The organism is Rubritalea sp., from assembly GCF_051252225.1.
In the GTDB taxonomy this organism is placed as follows: Bacteria; Verrucomicrobiota; Verrucomicrobiia; order Verrucomicrobiales; family Akkermansiaceae; genus Rubritalea.
This window is the reverse complement of the sequence record NZ_JBPOGE010000003.1, coordinates 78485-102778: the sequence shown is the minus strand read 5'-3', so window position 1 is coordinate 102778 and position 24294 is coordinate 78485. Positions and strand designations below refer to the sequence as shown.

Annotated in this window: 14 protein-coding genes; 3 read left to right on the top strand and 11 right to left on the bottom strand. The window is 46.8% G+C overall.

Annotation, left to right across the window (positions count from 1 at the left end):
- The first annotated feature begins 70 nt into the window (after nucleotides 1–70).
- Nucleotides 71–1474, top strand: a complete 1404-nt coding sequence (leuC, locus tag ACSHX2_RS04510; RefSeq protein WP_435691008.1) for a 3-isopropylmalate dehydratase large subunit — start codon at nucleotides 71–73, stop codon at nucleotides 1472–1474.
- A gap of 89 nt (nucleotides 1475–1563) precedes the next feature.
- On the opposite strand, the gene ACSHX2_RS04505 is transcribed toward leuC, so the two are convergent.
- The 4 genes from ACSHX2_RS04505 to ACSHX2_RS04490 all read right to left on the bottom strand — a co-directional run bounded on the left by ACSHX2_RS04505 (nucleotide 1564) and on the right by ACSHX2_RS04490 (nucleotide 15852).
- Nucleotides 1564–3336 (bottom strand): Trx7/PDZ domain-containing (seleno)protein, encoded by a 1773-nt coding sequence (locus ACSHX2_RS04505; RefSeq protein ID WP_435691006.1) that lies wholly within the window; start codon nucleotides 3334–3336, stop codon nucleotides 1564–1566.
- Entirely contained in the window at nucleotides 3329–4162 is an 834-nt protein-coding gene (locus tag ACSHX2_RS04500) for an EF-hand domain-containing protein (RefSeq protein WP_435691004.1), read from the bottom strand. Before ACSHX2_RS04500 ends, ACSHX2_RS04505 begins: the two co-directional genes overlap by 8 nt.
- Before the next feature lie 101 nt (nucleotides 4163–4263).
- Nucleotides 4264–6267 carry a TonB-dependent receptor domain-containing protein gene (locus ACSHX2_RS04495; protein WP_435691002.1) on the bottom strand — a complete coding sequence of 668 codons (2004 nt, stop codon included), beginning with the start codon at nucleotides 6265–6267 and terminating at the stop codon, nucleotides 4264–4266.
- 327 nt (nucleotides 6268–6594) lie between these two features.
- Nucleotides 6595–15852 carry a S8 family serine peptidase gene (locus tag ACSHX2_RS04490; RefSeq protein ID WP_435691000.1) on the bottom strand — a complete coding sequence of 3086 codons (9258 nt, stop codon included), beginning with the start codon at nucleotides 15850–15852 and terminating at the stop codon, nucleotides 6595–6597.
- A 108-nt stretch (nucleotides 15853–15960) separates the two neighbouring features.
- On the opposite strand from ACSHX2_RS04490, the gene ACSHX2_RS04485 reads away from it, so the two are divergent.
- Nucleotides 15961–16482: a hypothetical protein gene (locus ACSHX2_RS04485; RefSeq protein WP_435690998.1), complete on the top strand. Its 522-nt coding sequence runs from the start codon at nucleotides 15961–15963 to the stop codon at nucleotides 16480–16482.
- A gap of 133 nt (nucleotides 16483–16615) precedes the next feature.
- The gene (locus ACSHX2_RS04480) at nucleotides 16616–19309 is read left to right on the top strand and encodes an MGH1-like glycoside hydrolase domain-containing protein (RefSeq protein ID WP_435690996.1); all 2694 of its coding nucleotides are present in this window, start codon (nucleotides 16616–16618) and stop codon (nucleotides 19307–19309) included.
- Here ACSHX2_RS04480 and ACSHX2_RS04475 read toward each other — a convergent pair.
- The 7 genes from ACSHX2_RS04475 to ACSHX2_RS04445 all read right to left on the bottom strand — a co-directional run bounded on the left by ACSHX2_RS04475 (nucleotide 19299) and on the right by ACSHX2_RS04445 (nucleotide 24288).
- A complete protein-coding gene (locus ACSHX2_RS04475) occupies nucleotides 19299–19658 on the bottom strand; it encodes a sulfite exporter TauE/SafE family protein (protein WP_435690994.1) in 360 nt (119 codons plus the stop codon). The two genes, ACSHX2_RS04480 and ACSHX2_RS04475, sit on opposite strands and share 11 nt — an antisense overlap.
- On the bottom strand, nucleotides 19659–20771 hold the full coding sequence (gene holA / locus ACSHX2_RS04470; protein ID WP_435690992.1) for a DNA polymerase III subunit delta: 1113 nt from the start codon (nucleotides 20769–20771) through the stop codon (nucleotides 19659–19661). It abuts the gene before it with no gap.
- A gap of 12 nt (nucleotides 20772–20783) precedes the next feature.
- The gene (locus tag ACSHX2_RS04465; protein ID WP_435690990.1) at nucleotides 20784–21260 is read right to left on the bottom strand and encodes a DUF2017 family protein; all 477 of its coding nucleotides are present in this window, start codon (nucleotides 21258–21260) and stop codon (nucleotides 20784–20786) included.
- On the bottom strand, nucleotides 21257–21544 hold the full coding sequence (clpS, locus tag ACSHX2_RS04460) for an ATP-dependent Clp protease adapter ClpS (protein ID WP_435690989.1): 288 nt from the start codon (nucleotides 21542–21544) through the stop codon (nucleotides 21257–21259). The genes ACSHX2_RS04465 and clpS overlap by 4 nt, the downstream gene beginning before the upstream one ends.
- A gap of 109 nt (nucleotides 21545–21653) precedes the next feature.
- Nucleotides 21654–22592 (bottom strand): quinolinate synthase NadA, encoded by a 939-nt coding sequence (nadA, locus tag ACSHX2_RS04455; protein ID WP_435690987.1) that lies wholly within the window; start codon nucleotides 22590–22592, stop codon nucleotides 21654–21656.
- A gap of 185 nt (nucleotides 22593–22777) precedes the next feature.
- Nucleotides 22778–23383 (bottom strand): bactofilin family protein, encoded by a 606-nt coding sequence (locus tag ACSHX2_RS04450; protein WP_435690985.1) that lies wholly within the window; start codon nucleotides 23381–23383, stop codon nucleotides 22778–22780.
- 86 nt (nucleotides 23384–23469) lie between these two features.
- Entirely contained in the window at nucleotides 23470–24288 is an 819-nt protein-coding gene (locus tag ACSHX2_RS04445) for a tetratricopeptide repeat protein (RefSeq protein WP_435690983.1), read from the bottom strand.
- Nucleotides 24289–24294: the final 6 nt, after the last annotated feature.

The following is a 24294-nucleotide window of genomic DNA, read 5'->3' as shown; positions in this document are numbered from 1 at the left end:
GATCGGTTTTTGACTTTCTGAGGAATCTTGTCCATCTTTCCCGCCCGTTACTTACAGAACGGACGCAGTTATGGGAAAAACACTTTACGACAAAACATGGGACGCGCACAGCGTCGGAATCTTGGAGGATGGACGTACGCAGTTGTTCATCGGTTCACACTTGATTCACGAAGTGACTTCACCACAGGCCTTTGGCATGATCCGCGATCTCGGACTGACTGTTAAATTTCCAAAGCGTACCTTTGCGACAGTGGATCACATTGTTCCAACTAAAAATCAGCAGCAGCCATTCGAAGATAACTTGGCTGAGGCGATGATCAATGAGCTGAAGAAAAACGTAGAAGAGTACGGGATTAAATATTTCTCCCTGAACACGGGGATGCAGGGCATCGTTCACATGGTGGGACCTGAGCAGGGGATTACCCAGCCGGGTACAACGATTGTTTGTGGTGATTCTCATACAGCTACTCACGGTGCATTTGGCGCAGTGGCTTTCGGTATCGGAACCACTCAGGTGCGTGACGTGCTAGCGACTCAGACCTTGGCAATGGCGAAGCTTAAAGTACGCCGTGTCAATGTGAACGGTAAGCTTAAACCTGGTGTTTATGCGAAAGATGTTTCGTTACACATCATCCGTCACCTTGGAGCTAAGGGCGGTATCGGATTTGCCTACGAATACGGTGGCGATGTGTTTGATAACATGACTATGGAAGAGCGCATGACTGTCTGTAATATGGCAATCGAAGGTGGCGCGCGCTGTGGTTATGTGAATCCAGATGAGACTACTTTCAATTACCTTAAAGGTCGTCCATACGCGCCGAAAGAGGACGCGTGGGACGAAGCAGTCGCACGTTGGAAGAGCTTTGCCTCTGATGCAGATGCGGAATACGTGGATGTGGTTAACTTTGACGCTGCAGACATCGAGCCAACAGTGACTTGGGGTATTTCTCCAGATCATGGTGTTGGTATTTCCGAGCTTATTCCAGATCCGGAAAAAGCTGATACTCCTGAAGAAAAAGCGAGTATCGTGGAAGCGCTCGAATATATGAAATTGCCGGCAGGTACGCCAGTGAGTGAAATCCCGATTGATGTGGCTTTCATTGGTTCTTGTACCAATGGACGACTTTCTGATTTCCGTGAGGCAGCAAATCTACTTAAAGGGCACAAAGTGGCTGAAGGCGTGACAGCGATCGCTGTTCCAGGATCGCAGATCACTGCGCATCAGTGTGAGCAGGAAGGCATCGCAGATATTTTCCGTGAAGCTGGTTTTGAGTGGCGTTTGGCAGGTTGTTCCATGTGTCTTGCGATGAATCCAGACAAGCTCGTGGGAGATCAAATCTGTGCGAGTTCCTCAAACCGCAACTACAAAGGCCGCCAAGGTTCTCCAACTGGGCGTACGATTCTCATGAGCCCAGCCATGGTTGTCGCTGCTGCCGTGAACGGCAAGGTCAGCGACGTACGGCAGCTGGCTTAGAGAGCTACATTCTTTAATTTTAAAAACTCAGGTGATTCGTTCATCTGAGTTTTTTTGTTAGTGGCTATGAAGCGAAATCTAACGGGTGGTTAGTTTAACTCAGCGGGTACTAAGGAATATAAGATGTTTTGCATCGTTAGATTTTCTTCTGTAGAGCTTGGAGGTGGAACTTTGAGCGTCATATCAAATGTGCCAGCGCAGGATTCAGAGGTACATGCTTGAGAACGAATACCGACTTCTATCGCTTGCTTAGGCATTTCGTCTAACGCGATCGCAAAGTAGCTAGTCCCCTCGAAGCCCCATGTGTACCAGTGGATTTCTGGCTTCGAGTAATCGTTAGGTGGGCTTTGCAACCAGCCTTGGCTAGGCTTAATATTAGACGGAAGGGTGATTGCTGTGGGGAGATCTTGATCGCCGACTTTTCCCTTCAGCTTGATCGCTAGCTGAGGATTATTCAGGGCATATGTATGCCACCCTTTGTGGTGTTTAGCCTCGATTATGAGATGCTTATTAGTAATGGTCGCTCGGTATTCCACTGCGATCTCGTTACCTTTACGGATCGCTTCTGTTGCTGACCAGTTGGTGTTAGATTGGTTAGGAGTGATGAGGTTTTCTTCTGCTTTCCGAAAGGCTGCGCGACCAGTTTTAAGTGGTAGTTCTATCTCTTCACCGTCTCGTAGTATCTTTAATAGGAGTTCGCTTCCTGTACTGTGTGAGAGCTGGATGTGCGCTTTTAGATCAGTTGTGCGTGGGTCGAATTGACGCTCATTGACGGCAGTGATGATGTCGCCATTTTTGAGTTGATGCACTTGTTTGAGGAATGCCTCGAAGTCGATACTAGTGATGATGCTTGCAAAACCGTTTTCTGGTAGACTGAGCTTCTGTTTTTCCTCAGTAGTCAGAGGTTTCGCTGCGAAATAGAGTTGAGTTTCGAGCGACCAATGGCGGAAGCTTAGATCCGTTTTCCACCATTCGAAGGGGAGTGAAATACTGGTTGTGATGGATTGCTCTCCTCGACGTACCGTAAGCTCCACCGAAGAGGCGGTTCTTGGGACTTTGTTGTACTGGTACTGTAAGTCGCCAAAGGTGAGGACTGGTGAACCGTTTATTGCCGTGATTGTATCGCCGGCGAGGATGCCTGCTTGTTCAGCTGGACCATTTGTATCGCATAGCAAGAGTCCTTTTGGAACATCTAATATTAAGCCGATCTTTTTGATGTCAGGAGACTGATAGAGATCAGCAATAGGGTCTAAAATACCTGCCAATTGTTTCTCTTGAGCTGTGTAATCTCCGATCAGATGGCACTCTGTGCAGCGTCCTGTACTGATGACATTTTTTTTGATTAAGGGATAATCTGCCGGAGTGTGTTTAGGCAGGCGAGCAGGAGATGGACGCTTTCCTGATAGAAATTTTTCATGCTCTGTTAGGCCTAGCTCTAGCGCTAGTTCTAGGCTGTCGAGATCGAGGTAGGACGTGGCAGAAGTTTCATCTCTTCCGCCGTAGCGCATGTAGATGTCTTCGTTGGCATTGATGATGAAATAGTAAAGGGAGTTATGCCAATCTCTGTCAAAGTGAGCGATGTCTACACCGGTCATGGTGGTGACGCGGGCTCTGACATAGTTATCGAGTAATTTGCCTCGGTCGCTGTTAGGGGCGGTGTAGAGAACTTGCGCGTCAAATTCACGGCCGTTGACGCAGGGCGCGCAACGAAACTCTACGATGAGAGGTTTATTGGTCTCCCGCGCTTCCGCGATAGCATCTGCATAGGAGTAATGCCAAGGCAGATACGAGTTCTCTTCTGCCACAGCGAAGGAGCAGAAGAGAACGAAGGTAAGAAGTGATAGAGAAATGCGCTTAAGCATCGGTGATCATTTTTAGTTTATCCATACCTAGCCAGTAAATGCTCGGGTAGGCGAGCTCGAGTTTGATAGATGGATTATCTTTGACGATGTCTTTCCAGATGTCTTCTGCTTCAGGGTTGATCGAAAGAAATTCTTCTTTGGAGATTTCTCCGTCGTTATTGCTATCTGCTCCTTTAAGAATAAGAGAACTGTGAATGAGAGCTGCGCGGTAGATAACTCCTTCGGCGGTGAAGGAAATCATTTCAGATTGATCGAGGAATCCATCGTTGTTTTTATCATCACGATCAAAATGGCCTCGTTGATGCCAGTCGAGCCCGTCTTCGTCTTTTTCTTCGTCGTGTGCTGGGACTGATAGCGCGTATTCCTTAGGGCTCAGCTTTTTATCTTTGTCTCCGTCGACTTTGAGTTTGTCGTCGAGAACGAAGAGTAGTGAACTCTTGACGCCTTCGCGGAGTTCAACTTCATCAGTTTTTAGATCGCCATTGACGTCTAGAGCTTTGAGAAGCTTGATATCATATTGAGCGAACATCTTGAGACGCTCTTCAAGTTCAGGGCGTTTATGCTCGTGAGCTTCTTCGTCTTCGGAAATCCAGTGAGCAGGGAAACCTGGGGCTTTTCCTAGGCCAAGAGTGCCCATAGCCTGGGCTAGAGCTGCGTAGTTTTGCTCGTTTTCTTGATTTTGGTTAGCCAGTTCAATCGCTTCAATAATGTGTGGGATTGCGCTATCAGCAGTATTATTGATGAGTATATCGACTGTGGTGTCGACGGCCGTGCTGCTTGCTGAGCATAGGCCGGTGAGCAGGAGAGATGTGATGATTTTTTTCATGATGATAAATGAGATAGAGCAGGCCTCCACGAATGAAGACCTGCTCAGTTTGCTCTCGAGTTATGATAACGAGGGTATTTTGAACTACAGGTTGAGAGGTTTTAGAATGTGTAGTTCGCACTGATACGAAGCTGCCGACCTGGGCTGTAGAGACCTGATGATTCGTATACAGTGTGATCCATGTATTGTTTGTCGAAGAGGTTGTCTACGTTGAGCTGAAGGTTTAGGCCTTCAACTTGTTGTACATCCCAAGTGAGGTAGAGGCTGCTGAGAGCATAGCTTTCTTTGGTGTATGGAAAGTCTTCGTAACCAAGATATTGGCCATCTACACTATCCCGATATTCGATGAAATAGCCTACGCCGACGCCTGTGTTAGCGTGAGTATAATTAAAATCGGCTGTCCAACGGCGACCTGCTAGGACAACACCGTAGACTTCAGTGTTTTCTTCACCGTTAGCTTCAGGTGTTGCTTCTGCAACTGCGAGAGTAGTAGTGAAACCGTTTTTTCTGAAGCCAAGACTAGCTTCATAGCCCTGAACCGTGATATCTCCAGCTGTTCCTGCACCTCTTATAGCTATGGGCTCAAGGTAGTTCTCCACCTCCTGTTGATAGATGGAACCAGCTCCGAAGAACGTGCCGTCGTCGTAAGCAATGTTAGCTTTCAGTGTGTTCGCTTTTTCTCCTTCAAGGTCAGTTGGGCGTTGACCGTTAAAGAATGCTTCTCGGATGCCGACACCACGATATGCTTCAGAGTAACCAGCGTCGACACTTAGTGCGTTAGTTGGTCTCCAGATTACACTCGCATTTGGACTAAATCTGTCAGAGCTGTATTCTTGATCATATGAATCAGTATAGTCGTAGTTGTCATAGCGAACACCAAACGAGAAGTCTACTTGCTCATGCACAGAGAGGATGTTTTGGTTATAAAATCCAAAGATTTGTTCAGTTTCGTCTTGTGATGGGTTTACGTAATATGGGTCAGTTCCTGCATAATTACCCCAATCTTTGGACCCAGATTTGTCTTGGTAGTCGAAACCAAAAGTGGAAGCAAGTTTCCAGAACTTAAACGTATTCCTTAGGTCTAGACCTAAGGTTTCGACCGCAGCGGTTTCCTTAGTCTGCTGGCGCTCTAGGTCTTGATTAGTGTAGAAGAGATTACTTTCAACATTTACGAGATCATTATGTTCTGGGGCGAAGTCATAATTTAAAGTCGCTGTTGTCCGAGATGATGTCATCTTCTGCAGAGGGCCTGATCTAGGGCTGGGAGCTCCGACGAAGGCTGGGTCGATGTTTACTCGATCATAGGAGAGAGAGTCGTTTTCAAAGTAATCAACGCCTAAATCAATGCTGTGTCCATTTTGGAGTCTACCAGAAATTTTTAGAAGGCCGGCAGCTTGGGTGTAGCCAGAGTTACCAACTGTATTGCCGTCACCGTCTTCGTACTCGTCACGATCAGTGTATGCACCGCTGAGGAGATAACCCCACTCTGGAGTGAACTTTCCATAGATAGTTTGGCTGAGTCCATAGCCGTCGCCATTTGAGTAGTAAGTAGCTTTAGAGTCAGAACCAAAACGTTCATATTCAACGTTCATTGGTCCTTTCGATCCAAGTGCCACACCTGATGTGTATGGTAGGTAGTCAAAGACATTTTTTGTTTCAAAGCGAATGGAGCCAGCAAGGGCGCCAGGGCCATCGAGCGCTGATCCTGCACCAGGAAGGATATCGACTCTCTTGAGGAGGCTAGGGTCTACAAGGACAGATGATTGGTGGTGGTTTAGATTTCCTTGGCTAGCGCCATCGATTGTCACATTCATTTGTGTGGACTCGAAGCCATTGACGAAGACTTGTTGGCCCATGTTAGCGCCACCATTGACGACAACGCTTGGAGACTTTTTGAAGAGCTCTTTAAGATCTGCAGGGTTTTCCTGTTTGATGTCTTCTGCTGTGACGTTGTTGTCTGTGTCAACGTCAGCATCAGCGGTGAGCGTTGTTCGCTCGAGATCTTGAGTTGGCTGAACTGCTTCGTTACCTTGAGCGCTCGCAGTGGCGCTGACCGCTAGAGTCGCACCTGCGAAAGCGCAGATTTGCTTGGTAGTAATTTTCATGGGCGCGCAGCCTAAGTCTACTTATGGAAATTCAGCTAACGCTAGGATGACTTCGATTGGCGGCAGGATGCCATTTCGCGGGAAATCTGTTCTGTTGGTCTCCTATGCCTGTGATAATCCATGCTTTTCTACAATCCGCCGAGCTGTTAGGGGACATATGCGCAGCATTTAGTAATCACTGTGCCGTGGAGATAGAGCCGAACAGAGAAATAATCGAAGAACACCTAAGCAATTAAATGCCTGGGTGTGACCCGAAGATATGATTGGTTCAGTGTTTAAAGGTGGCGAAGGCAGGCTTTAGCTTCTGGCATTGAAAATGTTGCTACGTTATTCTTGCTGTCCATAGTCGTCCCACATCTTGAATAGGAAAAACTGTGAAGGTTCTTCAATCAAATTCAGCCCGATAGTCACTGTGGTCGTGCCATCCCCATTGTCTTGGGGTGTTGATGATCTGCTGGAGGTCATCTCTGAGGTACTGATTTCTGACCAATTCTTGAGGTCAGAAGAACATTTCCAAATAAGCATGTCGTCCGAGAGGTCGGTAGCGCGGGTGTAACTCAGTACCGGCCCAAAATCAGAGTCATGCACTTGTGGTAGATGGTTTTTAGCATCATGAGATCCGGGGTCTGATGAAAAGTAGAACTCGACGCCGTTGCTTAATCCATCATTGTCATAATCTTCTCCAAAGCCAATGTTGCTAATGGCGGACGGGAGGTGCTCATTGAGCCATGTCGTATAGATGCTGGTCGGGAACTCAGGTAAGACGATGAGGTTTATTGACACGTCTTGTGACGGATTTAGAGGGTCATTTGTTTCAAACGTAAGGAACGCATTGTATGTGCCTTCTGTTAGGTCTCCAGTGTCAATGTTGAGGTAGACGCTATCACTCTCACCCGGGGAAATAGAGCCGATGAGTTGAGGAGTTTCGATCCAGGGTGCTGTGTTTGCTAAGTAGCAAATGCAATTAGTGATGAACTGTTCACCGTCTCCGGAGCTTATGCTAGATGCATACATTGCTTCAAAACTTAGGGCGATGACTTGGCCTTTACCGTGACTAAGTAGCGCTCCCGCAATGTCATTATTTTCAAATATAAGTAAGGGAGTTGCAGATTCAGGGAGGCTAGTGAGTTCTGCATCAGGATAGTATGCATTTATTGTAGTGATATCCGTGAGAGTAATATGTTCTCCAGTGGGGTAGATAGGGGTAGAATAAGACCCCGACTTATAGAGAATACTGCAATCAAACCTAGCAAGAACTGCACTCATTCGGGCGGTAGAGTCATCACAGGTAAAGAGGGAGCCCCCATCCTGAACCCACGTGTCTAGCAAATTAAGAGATGAAGCGCTTAGGGTGAATGAACCGTCATAAATAAGAACCTCTATGGGCTCTAGAGAGGATTGGCTCAATTCGGTGGCAAGCTGGATCACATTGGCTCCATAGGAGGATAGAATGGTTTCGAAAGGGGCCGTAGAACTAGATTGGCTTAAGAATCCAACATTTCGGCCATTGAGTATCTCGGTTGAAACTGAAGACTGGTCTGTCCGCGCCCTAGATAGTTGCCAGTGCAGAGCCCCTGAACCATTGTTAGTGAGAGGAATACTTTCCGGAAACACCTGGTTCACTTCGGAAATTATTGAGATGGAATCTAGATTTATGGTGAGTGAAGGAGCTGCCGAGCCGACCCCTTGTAGTTCGATGACTTTATCTGGAGAGGTGAGAGCATTTGAATGTATAGTTACAGACCCCGCCTGCAGACCCAGAGCTAGAGGATTGAAGTTGATATCAATCACCAATGACTCATCCGGATTTAGAGTAATAGGGAATGATTCATTAATTGAGAAGTCGCCAGTCACTGGCATGGAATCAATTACGAGTGGTGAATAGCCATTGTTAGAAATGGTTAAATCTTGTGTGCTAGTAGAGTTTACAAATGTATTTTCAAAGTAGAGAGCTTCTATATCGGTGTAAATTTCAGAAGCGTTCGTGACTGAGATTTCTACAGGGACCCTGATTTCAAGTTGGTTAGGGTCGTTAGTATGTATAACAATATCGGCAGTGTATGAACCTAAGGTGAGTGAGGATGAGTTCACTTGATAAAGTACTGAATGAGCATCACCGATGGGTGTGTTTCCACTGCTATTAAGTAATGAAAGCCACCCCCTCTGCTTATTGCCTAACCACAGCAGGGTGTTTTCAATGAACCTCCTGTTATCTGAATTGGTGATCGAGATATCTGCAAGTGAGTCAGTAAGCGCCACTACTTTCCCTGATCCGAGAGTAGATGCCGCAGCATAGATTTCCTGCTCTGCGCTCCATACGAGAGGGTAGGCGTCTCCCGAAAGGCTTAAATCTAGACGCTTATATCCAGAAATAGAGCTGACACCCTGAGTGATAGGGTGGTAAGGGAAATTCGAATAGCTGGACGAGCCAGAATAGTTATACGTAGTTGCAATTCCTGTTCCGTTGAAGAGAGCTGATGTATAGCTGCTAGAGGATGAAGAGTAGTCAAAAAGGAGTGCACCTCCATTACTAATCCAAGTATTGATTTCAGTATACTCAGTAGTGGTGAGGTAGGTGCTTGAACCCAAAATCAGAACATCATATCCGACTAGATCAGACAGGTTGAAATTGTCATCAAGCACTTCGTCCAGTGATCCTCCTGCTGCCTCCACATAGGACTCTAGATAAGCATAGGAATCTGTGACAGATGAGTAATCGACAGCTAAAACCTTGAGCCCGTCGTATTGAGGTGTGCCTATAGAATTTGAGGTTGGGCCATAATCGATAGATGCATCCCATGTGAGTGTCGAGTTGCCTGTGTTCTGGATGTCGAAATTTGACAGAAATGAGGTATTTGCTCCCAGAGTGTGATCTCTTGTAGTCGTATTCACAACAGCGGCAGGGGGGAGGACAGCAACTCCGCTGAGCAGGATTTCATAGCTACTAGCATTAGCGGCATCTGATAAGATGCTGAGGCTACCTTGTTCTAGGCCTGAAATAGAAGGGGAATACTTAACCGCTACCAATACAGATTCTCCAGGAGAAATGGAAGATGGCCAATTTTCTGCGCTGAAGAGCGTGTTAGCGAAGTTGAGCCCAGTGAGGTTGAGCTGTTCACTTCCTGAATTCTCTATTTCGAGGAGAATCTCGGTATTTAATCCAATTACGGTGGCTGGGAAATTTAAGTAGGTAGTAGAGGTGGCAATCTTTGGAGAACCGGTCACAGTGAGGTCCACTGGAATGTTTACTATGGGCGTGTCGAGATCATCACTTTTAATCAAGCAGTTGAATTTAAAATCTCCAGCATTGAGGGTTAGTGCATCAAATGTTGCAGAAATAGCGCTCGTGCTCATGGCTGCGGTACTTCCAATTGTAGGAGAAAAATGCATCACATTTGAGCTAGTCTGAGTGGAAATGACCTGAATGAACTGCTGAGCTATCGTCTGGAACTCTTCGTCAGGTACTTCTCCTCCATTTTCTTGCCCGAACATGAGATAGTAGAGGCGCGAGTGGTTTTCTATACCCGTGACAAAGTGGTCATCATAGTAGGTAGAGCTTTCATAGGTGCGTATTAGGTCTGGACTGTCTTCTAGAATGATAAGGTGGTTTACAGATGGAGAGCTCTTTCCAAAGACCTTTTTTGTGAAAACCTTATAGTTTATACCAGAGAATGTATAATTAAACTCATTGGCAGCTACTGTGCCACTAGAGGAACCACCGCCTAAGAATCCATCGATCGCAAAGTGTGTGACGCCGTCTAGATCAGCTCCAAGAACGAACAGTCCTGGGAGTTTCGCTGTAAAATAGGATCCTCCAGGTCCAAAATTACCATTAGAGGATTGGACTTCGAAATTGGAATAAGGAGGAGAAGGGTCGTAGTTGGTCTCAATTTCGTTTCCAGTGTTGAACATGTCACGACCACCATCACTAATATCATCGCCAATCTCACCTTCAGTGAACGCATATGGTTCAGGCAGAACATTGATTAGATCATCAGAATATGACTCTAGTGAATCTAGTACCTCAGGGAGTGAACGATCCGCAGCTGAAGTAGTAGGGAATATCTGCCAATTTAGCTCACTCTCTCCAAGGTTCTGAATATCAAAAGAAGTTGAGATAGAGCTGCCGCTAGCCACAGTAAACGCTAGGCTGGCAGGTACTTGTATTTCTGGTGAGCCGACGGCTCTGGCATAGACTTGAATTTCATAAATAGGAGTATCCGGGTCGTCACTATTGATAGTGATTGATTCCTCATAGGTTTGCGCAATGGATGGGGTGAAGGTGACGTTGACCTCTACGCTCTTACCTGGAGCAATAGTTGTTGCTGCGTCGAGATCTGTTGCAAAAGCGTTTGAGCTTGAGGTTATACTAGAGACGGACAGGTTACTTGTTCCCGAATTGGTGAGCGTGATGGTTTTAGTTAGGTTCTGAGAAAGAACGAGATTCTCAAAAAGAATTTCTTGGGTAGAGCATGTTAAGTTAGGCTCACCCGTCACTGTAAGGTATATCGGTATTGTTGTTTCGACTATGCCAGTATCTCTATTCTTAATGAAAAAATCAGCTGAGTAGGTCCCTGCATAGAGGTTTTGAGCATTAAGGGTAATCGGATAATTTAGAGAACCATTAGGTAGCAAGGATTCCTCAGTGGAATAGGGGTGTATCCATGAAAGGTGGCCTTTGCTGAGCCACGCCAAGCATTTTTTAAGGAAGAGGGCGTTTTCCTCCGATGAGACGAACTGAGTAGCCTCTGCGCTAGTACTGATAGTGACTACTTTTCCTTTTAGATACTCGGCAGCAACTGCTCGTGTGCGACCTTGATTATCTACGTATATCCCTTGAGATTTTGAGGCCTCAGTTACTGTGTAATGTGTTTGGTAACTGTATGAAACATCGGTGATGGGAAGAGTGTCTGCATTTTCTGAGATAGGATGGGACGGAGTGAGGGCTTCCCATGGGCTCGCAGGTGAGGAAGATGTGTAATAGCTAGTAATACTTAGTCCATAATTCGTGAGCAGTGCCGCTTGGTCAGTATAAGTTGAGCCACTATTGTGAATGAAAAGACTGCCCCCGCCGTCGAGCCATGTCTGAAGGATTGCGCGGTTTGATGACGAGATATATTCGAAAGTGTAATCAGTAATAATCAGGTCATAATTGCTGAGTAAGTCTGCTGTTAAGGTGTCATAAATACTGATGAAATCTGTGGTGCCACTTTCACCTTCTATAAGATCAGTTAAAAAAGATTGGGACGATGTATAGCTTAACATCCCTACATTCACTCCTGCTAAGCTAGAGCTGGTACTGCTATTGAGCTTGGAGTAGGTGCTGAAGTCGACACTAGAAGAGTAAGAGCTTAGGAGCTCTAGTGAAGGGCGTATTAGGGTGCCCGCCTCGAGCGAGTACTCAAGACTTGTTGGAATACTGGTGATGCCCAGTCTTTCTAAAGAGTTTGCAGATAAACTTATACTGGCGCTTCCAACTACAGTATCATTATTGATCGTGAGAGTAGCGTCATGTTGGCCCAGGGCGCTTGGAGAAAAGAGGATAGTAAGAAAGTGTGTCTCTCCAGGCTGTAGGCTGAAAGTAGTCGCACCGGGGGCGCTGAAAGAGGCGTCTGAAAAAATGAGATCCGTGACGCTGAGAGGCTGGTCTCCAGAGTTGGTGATTTGGATATTCTGCTGGGATGCTGTATTGTTTGTAATATCACCAAAGTCGACTGAGCTTTGATCAGTTTCCATTATCGGTCGTGACGTTACTGTCATTGCTAAGTCGATGATTTTTTCAGCATTATTGGGGTCATTAGAGCGAATGAGCAATTGACCCTCATATAGCCCCGCTGCCAGATCTGAGGGGGAGAATGCGAGCTCTATTGTATCAGTAGAGGTGGAGACTGTACTACCTGCACTCTTGTTTAAGGTGAGCCACTCTGTAGAGGTGAGTGGACCTTGTGTAGACAGCTGGGTTTCGATGAGCCAATGAAGGTCAGCGCCTCCATCATTGCCAATTTGGAGTAACTCAGTTGAAGTAGATTTGAGCGGGATAGTTACATCAAATGATGTTGTGTTTAATGTGATTCTGGGAGCTGCGAGACTAGTTCCAGAGAGGCTCACTACATAGCTAGACTGAGTAGGGCTATTGTTTAAGAGTGTCAGAGAATCATTAAAAGAGCCAATAGTAGTGGGAGAAAAAGTGACTGTAATGACTTCTGTGCCTCTTGCTGGGATAGTCAGAGGAAAGGAGCTTGTTGTCGAAAAAGTTGTTCCAGCGAAAGAGCCTGAGGAGATGACCAAGTCGTCAGTGCCAGGGTTACTGATCTCTAGTTCTACGGTGTAATTACCATCTACATGCTGTGTACCAAAGTCATGATTTGAGAAGTTACTTGCGATGCTTGGTGAACCGAGAACTGTGACTTCAATAGGGATGTTTTGAACCCCATTAGATAGATCATTGCTATTGAATGTGATAATTCCAAAGAGTGTGCCAGCCATTTGGTTGGTCGTGTCAATAGTGACAGTGACTGTTTCAGTTTGCCCTGCAGCTATGGAGCCTGATTTCAGGTCGGTTGAGAGCCACCCTGTTACTCCTGCAAGATAGCTGGCAGTGTTAAGCATTAGGGTACGGCCATCCTGAGTATAGGAGGAGTTAATTTCGTTAGAAAGGTAGGCAACCCGCCCTAACCCAAGAGAAGATACAGCCATTAGATCAGCGCCACTGTCGTTGCGCATGAGTGAAACCGCAGGTGTTGTGAGAGAACACGTAGTGCCGTATGAGCGGAGGTAGACCGTCTCTACGCCTTCTGTGATGTCATGCGTACTAATGTCGGAGACAGTAGTATCCAGATAGCCACTGTGAGAAACTGTTATAATTCCTGTTTGGGCGAGGATAGAATTATTATTGTCTGTGTATGAGTCACCTGTGAGCATGAGCCCCCCGCCTGTATGCACCCAGTCTCGAATAAGTGCGATGTCACTACTGCTAGCGCTGGATATTGCGTCGTCTATGAAGAGGGCGTCATATGTAGCAAGTGATTCAGTAGTAAGAGGGAAGCTTAGATAACTGACTACTGCGCCCAAGCTGATGGCGTCGCTAGCTAATGAGCTAGAATGGGTTCCAATAATGGCAAAATTGAGTCCATTAAAGTCGGTACTAGTTGCCGCATTTAACTCAGATGTGATCGATTCAGACAGACTATCTAGAGTTTTACTATCAGAGTCTATGAATGTAGCCACTCTCGCTGGAAGGAGAAAGTGCTGGCTACTAGGCGCAGCATTTTTTTGAGTGATCAATGACCATTCGACAGTTGCTGTTCCATCGTTAGATAGAGTTAGATCTACTGTTTCTATAGTGCCAGCATAGACCGTTTCGCTTATAGAAGAGGGAGAAATATTGAGGTCAGGGACACCGAGTCCAATGGTTAGGCCTGAAATGTTGGGGGGTACAGTATGGCTAGTTTCTTCAGATGTAATGTAGCCTGTAGCGGCAGCTGAGATATCATAGGTCCCATCAACCACCGTGAAGGTGAAATTGCCATTACTGTCAGAGTTAGTGGTTCTCTCGACTTCTCCGTTTGCTTGGACTAGGGCTCCTACAATGTTGGAGTTGTCTACTAGGCTGAAAATGCGCCCTGAGATCGTAGCGCTGTTGTAAATATCTAGAGATGAGGAGTAAGTCTCACCGTCTTGGTGGTCATCAGATGAAGTGATTTCAAATTGGTGATGGGTCGGAGTGCTTGTGCCCGCTTGCACAGTGAAGGGAATGGAAAACTCCCCAGTAGTAGAGCCAGATGCAATGGTGCCTATAGCAAGAGGGCTGCTATCAATAGTGATATTAGCGGAACTCACTAATGATGCAGCAGAAGCTGTGGCATTGTGAGATACTTCTGACCCACTATTCGTGAAAGACACGATTATACTACCAGTCTCTCCGGGGTTTACAAAGTCATCGAAGTTACCGGTGGATGTTTCTACTCGTAGGGTTGCTACTTTGATATATGATCCTTGCAGGTTTAATACAGCGGTGTGGGCATTAAGGCGTCCACCTGATAGAGTACTCCCATTCAATGCCGCAGTTTGGTCAGTGTACTCAAGCAGATGGCTTTTGAGCTCCAGCGCACTAAGGTTAGGAGCCAGTGATTTCATGAGACAAAGCACGCCAGATACATGGGGTGTTGCCATAGACGTGCCACTGAAGGTGGAGTATGAGCCATTTCTAACGGTACTGTAAATAGCGGAGCCAGGAGCTCCTAGATCCACTGTAGTAGCTCCATAGTTTGAAAAGCTGGAAAGTGTTTCGTCATCTGCAGTGGATGCTACTGATATGATGGTATCCACATCATAGGAGCATGGATATTGTGGAGAGCTGTCGTTGTTAGAGCTATCATTCCCTGCTGCCGCTACAAATAATATTTCATTGTCACCAGCGTTAAGAATAGCATCTTCTAGTAGTAGAGAATAGCCGCCTCCGCCCCATGAATTTGATGTGAGATCAACACCAAGCGCTGTGGTGTAATTGACCGAATCAATAGCGTCAGAGGTGGTGCCTCCAGAGGTTCCTAGAAATTTGATAGGCACTATGGAAACGTCCCAAGCCACACCAACTACACCTGAGCTATTGTTACCGACGGCACCTATTGTCCCTGAGCAATGGGTGCCATGATCATCATCATCATCTGGATTTGAGTCATCATTACGGAAGTCCCAACCGTGCACATCATCGATGAATCCGTTGTTGTCGTCATCGATTCCGTTCCCCGCGATTTCGTTAGGGTTGGTCCAGATGTTATCCGCTAGGTCAGGGTGGTCCATGTCGACACCTGTATCAATAACAGCAACGATGACATCCTTGTTGCCTGTCGTAATATCCCATGCTTCTGGAGCGTCGATATCTGCATCAGATGTTCCACCAGTCTGGCCTGTATTGTTTAAGCCCCATAGGCTTGAGTAACTTGAGTCATTTGGAGTAGTGACCTGTGTCGTATAGATGAAATCTTTTTCGGCTATCCCAGCTACTTGAGTAAGGTCACTTTCTGGGAAGTCTTTCTCAAAACTTGCAACAAGATTTTCGGAGTCAAATAGTTGAGGTGTCTCCGTTGCTATGAGGTAGATGGAGTCTGTTCTTAGTTTATTTCTGACATGGAAACCTCGTTGTTTTGCCCAGCTATAGATCTCCTTCGTTGATAGAGTAGAGGGAAATTTGACCATCACATGATCTGCAATAAAATATTCAGACTTAAGATACTTCCCGGCTTCATCGGTAAAAATATCACATTGGACATTTGGGTACTTAAAATCAGTTTTAAAAAGAGTGGACTGTTTGAATCCCTTTGCTAGAGCATACGTTTCAGACATAATCGCCTCACTCTCTTTGAGCAGGTTTTGGCGTTGAGGTGACAAAGCTGGTTTAGATTCAATAAATCTAGAGGATTCAAAAACTTCACTAGGAGGTAATCTCAGTGACTGTTTTTCCAGCTTAGGTGTCTGAGTTGACTGTGGGACTGGTGCAGAGTTCTTGTTGCCTTTATCGATGGATAAATAGCTAATGCAGCCTAGGAAAATGAGAGCAGGGAGAATAAGTAGAGATTTTTTCATTATAAACGACAAAATGACATGCAGCTGATATCACTAAACTAATTTGTGTGGAAGGGAAATATGTGGTCAAACCCACAGAGTTCTGCTAGGGTGTTAAGCTGTCATATTATGAAAACTCCATTAGAAAAACTTATCGCGGCCGTCAGAGGGGAAGAGGTCTTTGGGACTCCTCTTGATGGGATTATTCGTCATGTCTCAGATGAAATCACGGGGCACACATTTTTAGATGCTTGTAGCAAGTGCGACTTAGACGACCCTGAGTGGCCCGCTCAACTAGCTAGAGAGCTGAATCGTAGGTCCTCGCAGGTTGAACAGGAGCAGGAGTCTGGTTTAGGTGGAGAGTCCTGGGAGGAACCAGTGGCAGGGCAGGTTCAACAAGAGTATGAGGTGTTTCTTAAATTGAATTACCGTACGGCTGAAGCGAGTCTCTATCAGTTCGAATTATTTCCTCGGCTGAATAAGTCTTACATTAAAGATTTTGAAAAATTGAAAGTAAGGGACGCTCACTATTTGAAGCTCGTTTTAGAGTCCAAGAATGATCTCGAGCTATTTGTTCGGTCATTAAGAAGTAATCAATATCTGAAGTCAGTGGAGAAGATTTCAGCTGAAGAGTTCCAGCGGGTGGCTTAGCGAGGTTGTTTTGAACTCAATTTCTGTACTTGGGGAATGAGATTCATCAAGGATTCAGACGATCGTTCTAACAGGTTAATGTGGTACAGTTTATGTTCACAATTGGTATTGCGCGTGCTAGCTTGCATCTAAGATGATTACCGAGCACGAGAGAAACACCCCCGAACGTGTACGTTTAGCCGAGGAGGCTTCATTAGAAAAGAATTGGAAGCGTTGGGGCCCTTATCTAGCGGAGCGCCAGTGGGGGACCGTACGCGAGGATTACTCTGAGGGTGGTGATGCGTGGAATTATTTTACGCATGATCAATCACGGCGTAGAGCATACCGCTGGGGTGAAGACGGATTACTAGGTTGGTGTGATCGTAAGTCTCGTATTAATTTTGCGCCGGTACTGTGGAATGGGAAAGATTCGATTCTAAAGGAAAGGCTGTTTGGACTCAGTGGAACACAGGGAAATCACGGTGAAGATGTGAAGGAGTGTTATTACTATTTGAATAGTACTCCCACACATTCTTACACCCGAGCGCTCTATAAGTACCCGATGGGTAGCTACCCATATGAAGATCTAGTGGATACCAATAGAGGGCGTGGTCCAGAAGAGGCTGAATACGGCATCGAGGACACAGGAGCGTTTGAAGATGAAAAGTATTGGGATGTTGAGACCACTGTGGCGAAAGAAACCCCGAGCGATATGTGTTGGAGACTTCGTCTTACCAATAATAGTAGTGAGGAACAGCTGATCCATATTCTTCCAAGTGTTTGGCTTCGAAATAGCTGGGCGTGGGGAGATAACCATTTTGAATCAGATTGGGAGAAGCCCAGTATAAAGTTAGATGGTGATCGATTAGTTATCGAGCATTGTGACATGGGGAAATTCCATTTCTACATTGATGCAGAGGAGGAGGCCCCAGTCGAATGGCTCTTCACTGAGAACGATTCTAATCTGAAAGAGCTTTTTGGTCAGAAAAATAAGGCCAAGTACACTAAAGATGCTTTTCACGAGTATTTGATCAATGTCAGAAAAGATGTGGTGAATCCAGCAATGGAGGGAACCAAAGCTGCTGCTTGGATGAAGGTACGCGTGCCCGCTGGCGAGACATTTGAAGTGCGTTGCCGTTTGATTGCTGTGGAAGAGGATCATGGCCAGCGTTTTGAAGACTTTGATGGAGTAATCGAAAAAAGAAAAACTGAAGAGAGAGATTTTTATGACTTCATGCTTCCGGTTGGCTTGGGTGAAGAAGAGCGTCGTGTCGCGGTGCAAGGTTATGCTGGCCTGTTGTGGTCTAAGCAATTTTATTACTATGTGGTGAAGGCTTGGCTTCATGGTGACAACGGAGAGGAAAATGCGACAGCGTCACGTCTCACGGGTCGGAATAAGGACTGGCGTCACATGTTTGCTCGAGATGTACTTTCTATGCCAGACAAGTGGGAATACCCATGGTTTGCATGCTGGGATAGTGCGTTTCACATGGTTGCCTTTGCTCGCTTAGATCCTGATTTTGCGAAGAAGCAGCTCTTGCTATTCCTCCGCGAGTGGTATCTCCATCCCAATGGTCAGATTCCAGCATACGAGTGGAGCTTTTCTGATGTGAATCCACCGGTTCATGCATGGGCTGTATGGGAAGTTCATCAAATTCTCGAGAGAAACGGGATTGCTGATCTCGACTGGTTAGAGCGTGCGGTGCAAAAGCTTTGCCTGAATTTCACATGGTGGGTAAACCGAAAGGATCACGATGGGAACCATTTGTTCTCAGGAGGTTTCTTAGGGCTTGATAACATTGGAGTCTTTGACCGTTCTCAAGAGCTCGGTGATGGAGCGCGCCTTCTGCAAGCCGATGGTACGGCATGGATGGGTGGGTTCTGTTCGCAGATGTTAGAAATGTGTATTAAGTTGGCGGCCACGAGACCTGCTTATGAAGATATGGCATCTAAATTCTTCGAGCACTTTATTCGTATTGCACGTGCAATGAATGAAGAAGATGGGCGTGGACTCTGGTGCGAAGAAGATGGATTTTATTACGATCATTTAGTTCTTAAAAGCGGTCAGAAGATTCCGCTCAAGGTGCGTTCTATGGTCGGGTTGTTAACGATGATGGGAGTTGCTGAAATCGATATGAAGCAGGTAGATAAAATGCCTGGATTCAAGAAGCGCTTAAATTGGTTCATCGAGAACCGTCCAGATCTAGCTGAATATACTACTTACTGCGACAAACAGCGTGACGATAAGGAATCACGATTACTGATGCTACCGCTTAAAGAGCGATTTGAGAAATTGCTCGTACGCATGTTAGATGAAGATGAATTCCTGTCCGACTACGGCCTACGCTCACTTTCTAAGTACCATAAGGAAAATCCTTATGGTATCGTGTGGAAAGGGGAGGAGCATACTGTGAGTTATGTTCCGGGTGAGTCTAATGGTTACATGTTTGGAGGTAATTCTAACTGGCGAGGACCGATCTGGTTCCCAGTGAATTACATTATTATTTCTTCACTTAGAAAGTATCAGCATTTCTATGGCAATAATTTTCAAGTGGAATTCCCGACGGGTTCAGGGAATATGTTGAGTTTAGGTGAGGTAGCAGATCAGATCAGCGACCGTTTGGTCGGAATGTTTTTACCTGGTGAGGATAGAAGTAGGCCATGTTTGAGTAGTAGCGAATCATACTCAAAGGGTGAAAAGTGGGGAGAGCTTGTATTGTTCTATGAGTATTTCCATGGAGACACTGGTCAAGGTCTCGGAGCTAGCCATCAGACTGGCTGGACAGCACTGGTTGTTACACTCATGCGTTATCGGGCGAAGCAACTGGCTGAAGAAGCTAAGGCTTAATGAGCATTTTTGCTCCGAATACTAAAAGTGTGACTCCGAAGATGCGGGTGAGGGTGGTGGACTGAAGACTCTGCATGAGGTCAGATCCCCACCATGCTGCAGCTGCTGCCCCAAGCGCGGCGGCTGCCACGATGCGCCAGTCGACTAAGCCAGCTTTGGAGTTGTTCGCAGTGGCTGCTACGGCGGTGATGATGATGATCGCCAGCGAGGTGGCGATAGCTTGCTTGTGAGAAACGCCTAAAATCTGGGTGAAGGCTGGCACCATGACGATGCCGCCACCGATGCCGCATAAGGCTCCTAACAAGCCGGCGCAGGCTCCCACGATAAGGCTTGTTAGAATGATTTTCATCTATCTATGAGATCTAGCACTACTCATGAGTTCTACCACTAAACGGTGGAGAACCATACGGTGATCGAGGCTAGTAGTGACCAGTGAGAGGTCTGCATCTAGGCTGGATTCCATCGCTTTTTTTAGAGCAGTTAGAGGGAATGCTTGCGCGTCACGAGCTGCAAGGAATAGCGGGTAGGCATTAACTCCGCCCGCTTTTTTTTGAGGAAGCCACGCACGATCCATTTCAGGGAGTTTGTCTAGTGCTCCAGCGAATGCATTGTAGTTGTGAGTGGGGAGTTTCATGTTTTCACCTGCGGCGCGCGCCATGAAAAGGTTGCGGATAGTAGGGATGAGCGAGGCGCGTAAAATAGCGATCGCTGACTCTCCGCGGTCTAGCTGCTGATCAATGAGTTCAAGTGCGCGTACGCCATCGCGTTTTTGTAGTGCGCGACCAACTTCGAAGACTAGTCCAGCTCTAGAGAGGGGAACCATTTTACGGATATCTTCTAGTTCTACAGTGCGGCGTTCTTTTCCTAGGTAGAGATCGAGCTTGTTGATTTCAACATTGATCTGACGTGTGTCCTCGCCCGCGAGCAACACGAAGAGTTCCATGGCGTCGGCGGTAAAGCTGAGATCCAACTCTTTCGCCTTTTTCCGAACCATCATGGAGACTTGTTCCTCCCAGCCGTCTTTCGAGGTGTCGAGTTTGTTGTGCTCGATCAGATTTGCGTTTTCTTTAAGCCATTTATAGAAGGATCGGCGTTTATCGATTCCTGTGGCTGACAGAATGAATGTGATGTCGTCGCCGAGTCCTGCCGCGAGTGTTTCCTTGATAGCTTCGACACCTAACTTGGCGCGTTCAGCTTCACCCGTGCGGTCAGATCCCATGAATGTGGCTCGCTTGAGCCAAACAATTTTACCTCCACCAAAGAAGGGGAGAGTCTGTAGTGCCTGGATGGTATCGGCAGAAATCTCGTAGGCGTGCTCAGCATTGTCAGCATTTCCGTCGACTATGTCGTTAGCAAAGTCATTTCCGTCAGCTGGCTTGAGCTTGTTGAAGAGCTTGAGCGCTGCTTCTGCGCAAGCTCCATCATCTGTGCCGTAGATTGCGTGTATGTTGCTGGGTGGCATTGTTCGTAAATGTTAGTCGAGGATGTAGTCTAACATGATCGACTGAAGACTCGTGTAGAAGTGGTAGCGGATGATGGCAGCTTTGAGCGATGGGTCCTCGTATTCGAGAGCGTCTTCATTAATCTCGTCTTCATGTTTACTGATGTCATGGCGCTCTTCGAGCGAGAGGCGCGCTTGGTTGATGGCGCCGAACCAGATGTCAGCGTCAGCTGCTTTGATAAACAGGGAGCCGGTAAGCTTGCTGTCTTTTTCTGCAGTACTGATGGCACGTGAGACATGTCGTACTTGTTCGTTAAACTGATCAGAGAGCTCTGGGGTGATTAGCTCATTCCAGTCTTCGTCTGCAGCCATATAGTTGGCCAGCTTATCTGCAAGAGGTCCGTCAGGCATCTGGCTGGCATCTGTGCAGATCATTTCTAACACTAGCCAATCGGTGGCAGATTCTGCGTCGATGCGGAGGCTTTTATCGAGTGTAGGAGCGACTCTCATTGGGCTTTTTGTATTGTGGCTTTGAGCTGATGAGAATGGAGTTGCTGAACGTAGAGTTCGGCTTGTTCCTTTTCGCCAGTCCAGACAATGGATTTACCAGCATTGTGGATTTCGAGCATGAGTTTTTCGGATTGATCTTTGTTATAACCAAAGATGCGCTTGAGCACGAGAGTGACGTAGGCCATCAGGTTGACGGGATCATCAAAAATAACGACCGACCACGGCTGGGTGGTTTCAGTCTTAGATTTGCTACGGGTGCGGGTGCTGGGTGATTCCGGTGGCATTTGCCGATCATGTTGACGTGAGGAAAGCAAAGCTTCAACCCGTAAGTAAATAAAAAGCCACAGGAGCGAGGGGCTCTGTGGCTTTTGAAATTTGTGTCTGTTTGAATGCTTATTTGGACTGTTCAAGCATGCGCATGATCGGAGCTTCAGCACGCTTGCGGATCTCTTCTGGCATCTCCACAGTAGGTGAGAGGTCGCGGAGGCAGTCGCGGAGTTTTTCCATAGTGTTCATTTTCATGAAGTGGCAGTCGTTACACGCACATTTGTCGGTTGGTCCAGGGATGAGGTTCTTGTCTGGAGCTTCCTTTTGGAGGCGGTGCAGCATGCCTGACTCAGTCACCACAATGATGTCTTTGACCGGAGCATTTTGGCAATAGCTGATCATTTTTTCAGTAGAACAGACTTCATCTGCGAGCATGCGGACTGCAGTGGTGCACTCTGGGTGCGCTACGACAAGAGCTTCAGGGTACTCTGCTTTAATCTTGTTGATAGAGTTTTGAGTGAACTCGACGTGGACGTAACAGGAACCCTGCCAGAGATCCATTTTGCGACCTGTTTGCTCCATTACCCAAGCGCCCAAGTTTGCATCAGGCACGAAGAGGATTGGGCGGTCAGCAGGGGCTTTGTTTACAATGTCGATAGCATTACCTGAGGTGACAATGACGTCACAGAGCGCCTTCACGCCGCCAGAGCAGTTAATGTAGGCTATGACGTAGTAGTTCTTTTCTCTGTTCGACTCGAGGAATGCTTCGAGATCTTCTGCGGGGCAGGACTCTTCGAGAGAGCAACCTGCGTCTCGATCAGGTAGGACTACAGTTTTGTTGGGATTAAGAATTTTTGCAGTTTCAGCCATGAAGTGGACACCGCAGAATGCGATGACGTCGCAATCAGTTGCTTGAGCCTTGTAGGCAAGTCCTAATGAGTCACCCACATAGTCGGCGATGTCTTGAATTTCACCCACTTGGTAGTTGTGAGCGAGAATGACGGCATTGCGCTCTTTTTTGAGCTGCAGGATTTCTTCTTTGAGATCAATAGCAGTAGTGGCCATGGACGTAGGTGGTCAGTTTGAACTGAAGTTTGTTAGGAAAGGAAAACGGACAATCCAGTAGAATGGAGTGTCCGTTGATGAAATTATTTAGATGTATAAATCTAGTTGGTTACTTAGCCGGGGTACAGGTGAGTCAGCATTTAAGGTGTGATTCGCCGATTGCTTGGCCGTGTCTAGCCTAGGTCCTAAGACCTAGCAGCCGGGGCTGCTTTTGCTGCAGGAGCAGTAGCTGCAGGCTTGGTGGTCTGAGTCGCTGCAGGAGCAGCTGATGATGGTGCACCAACTGTAGACTTGCCGACGAAGATTGCGCCAGCTTCGATAGAAAGAGTGGCAGCTTTGATGTCGCCAACGAGTTCCGCATTTGCTTTGAGTTCAACGCGGTCAGAAACAGTGATGTTACCGTGGACTTTACCGTAGATGACAACGGAACGTGTGCGGATTTCTGCGCGAACACGTGCGTTTTCGCCAACTGTGAGTGAACCATCAGAGTCGATTTCGCCTTCGATTTTTCCGTCAACTACAAGGTCGTTGGTGAAGCGTACTTTACCTTTGATTTCAACATCAGAGCTGAGCATGTTACGGCCACTGCCTGCCGCGATCTGTGAAGTGTTTGACTTCTGAGATGGACGGGATTCAGCAACTGGCTTTTGTGAAGCAGCAGCTGGTGTGCTAGAGCTAGCTGATGGGCTAGGTTCTGGCTTTGGAGATGGGGTGGCGGACTGAGAAGGTGTGCTGCTATGGGCGCTTGGTCCTTCGTTCTGGTTGCTGATATATTTTTTGAATACAGACACGGCTGGTTATGAATGGTTTATGATTGTTTGGAGCTTCGGTGAGGAGGCTCGGAAATTTGGAGAATTTGTTGCTGCGTATATATAGCTTACTCGCTAGCTTGTGAATTTTTTTCGTCTTTTTCTTTATTCACCGCTTTTTCTTCAGCGGGAGCTTCTGATTTGACTTCAGCTACAGGAGTTTCAGCAGGTGTAGTAGGAGCGACACTAGGCTCTGGGCTTGTCTTCTTTTCTACTTCTTTAGGCTGTTCAGCTGTGAGAAGGAGGAGGCGAGTGTTAGCGATCTGGGTGTATCCAGAAAACTTATTGATTGTTTCAAGTGTGTCGCCGGAGCCTGCCACATCTGCAACAAGGTTGATTACTTCGTTGTAGTTCTGTTTGGCTAGTTCGATATCACCTTTTACTTTTGCGATATCACCAAGACCAATTTTAGCGACTGGAGCGATGTAGGCTGAGCCATCAATGTCTTCGACTGAGCTGAGCTGAGCTTGCGCATCATCGAGCTTGCCCTCGTTTAGGAGGCGGAGACCGAGATTGGTGGTCGCGGTAGCTAGAGCAGGGTGATTAGGGTAGTTGCTGATGAACTCACGGAGAGCGTCAATCGCAGCCTGATTTGAATCGTCAGCCTTTTGGTTTGCTAAAAGTAGGGCTGCAGAGCCAGCCGACGCTGAGTCGCTATACAGGCTGATAACTTGCTGAACTTCTTCATTGTCTCCAGCCGCTGCTAGAGCTTCACCCGCTTCAGCCGCCTTCATATTAGCGTAGCTTGAGTAGCCAACGTAGCCGAGGACAGCGAGGAAAATGACAATTGCTCCACCGAGGAGAAGCTTTTGGTTTTCTTCGAGAAAAATTTCAAATTTAGAAGGACCGTGATCGATCTCAGCAATAGGTGTGGGTGTATCGTCCATTTGTTC

What these genes read in the sequence shown, in the direction of transcription:
- leuC (WP_435691008.1), top strand. Translation starts at nt 71, where the DNA reads ATGGGAAAAACACTTTACGACAAAACATGGGACGCGCACAGCGTCGGA.
- ACSHX2_RS04505 (WP_435691006.1), bottom strand. Translation starts at nt 3,336, where the DNA reads ATGCTTAAGCGCATTTCTCTATCACTTCTTACCTTCGTTCTCTTCTGC.
- ACSHX2_RS04500 (WP_435691004.1), bottom strand. Translation starts at nt 4,162, where the DNA reads ATGAAAAAAATCATCACATCTCTCCTGCTCACCGGCCTATGCTCAGCA.
- ACSHX2_RS04495 (WP_435691002.1), bottom strand. Translation starts at nt 6,267, where the DNA reads ATGAAAATTACTACCAAGCAAATCTGCGCTTTCGCAGGTGCGACTCTA.
- ACSHX2_RS04490 (WP_435691000.1), bottom strand. Translation starts at nt 15,852, where the DNA reads ATGAAAAAATCTCTACTTATTCTCCCTGCTCTCATTTTCCTAGGCTGC.
- ACSHX2_RS04485 (WP_435690998.1), top strand. Translation starts at nt 15,961, where the DNA reads ATGAAAACTCCATTAGAAAAACTTATCGCGGCCGTCAGAGGGGAAGAG.
- ACSHX2_RS04480 (WP_435690996.1), top strand. Translation starts at nt 16,616, where the DNA reads ATGATTACCGAGCACGAGAGAAACACCCCCGAACGTGTACGTTTAGCC.
- ACSHX2_RS04475 (WP_435690994.1), bottom strand. Translation starts at nt 19,658, where the DNA reads ATGAAAATCATTCTAACAAGCCTTATCGTGGGAGCCTGCGCCGGCTTG.
- holA (WP_435690992.1), bottom strand. Translation starts at nt 20,771, where the DNA reads ATGCCACCCAGCAACATACACGCAATCTACGGCACAGATGATGGAGCT.
- ACSHX2_RS04465 (WP_435690990.1), bottom strand. Translation starts at nt 21,260, where the DNA reads ATGAGAGTCGCTCCTACACTCGATAAAAGCCTCCGCATCGACGCAGAA.
- clpS (WP_435690989.1), bottom strand. Translation starts at nt 21,544, where the DNA reads ATGCCACCGGAATCACCCAGCACCCGCACCCGTAGCAAATCTAAGACT.
- nadA (WP_435690987.1), bottom strand. Translation starts at nt 22,592, where the DNA reads ATGGCCACTACTGCTATTGATCTCAAAGAAGAAATCCTGCAGCTCAAA.
- ACSHX2_RS04445 (WP_435690983.1), bottom strand. Translation starts at nt 24,288, where the DNA reads ATGGACGATACACCCACACCTATTGCTGAGATCGATCACGGTCCTTCT.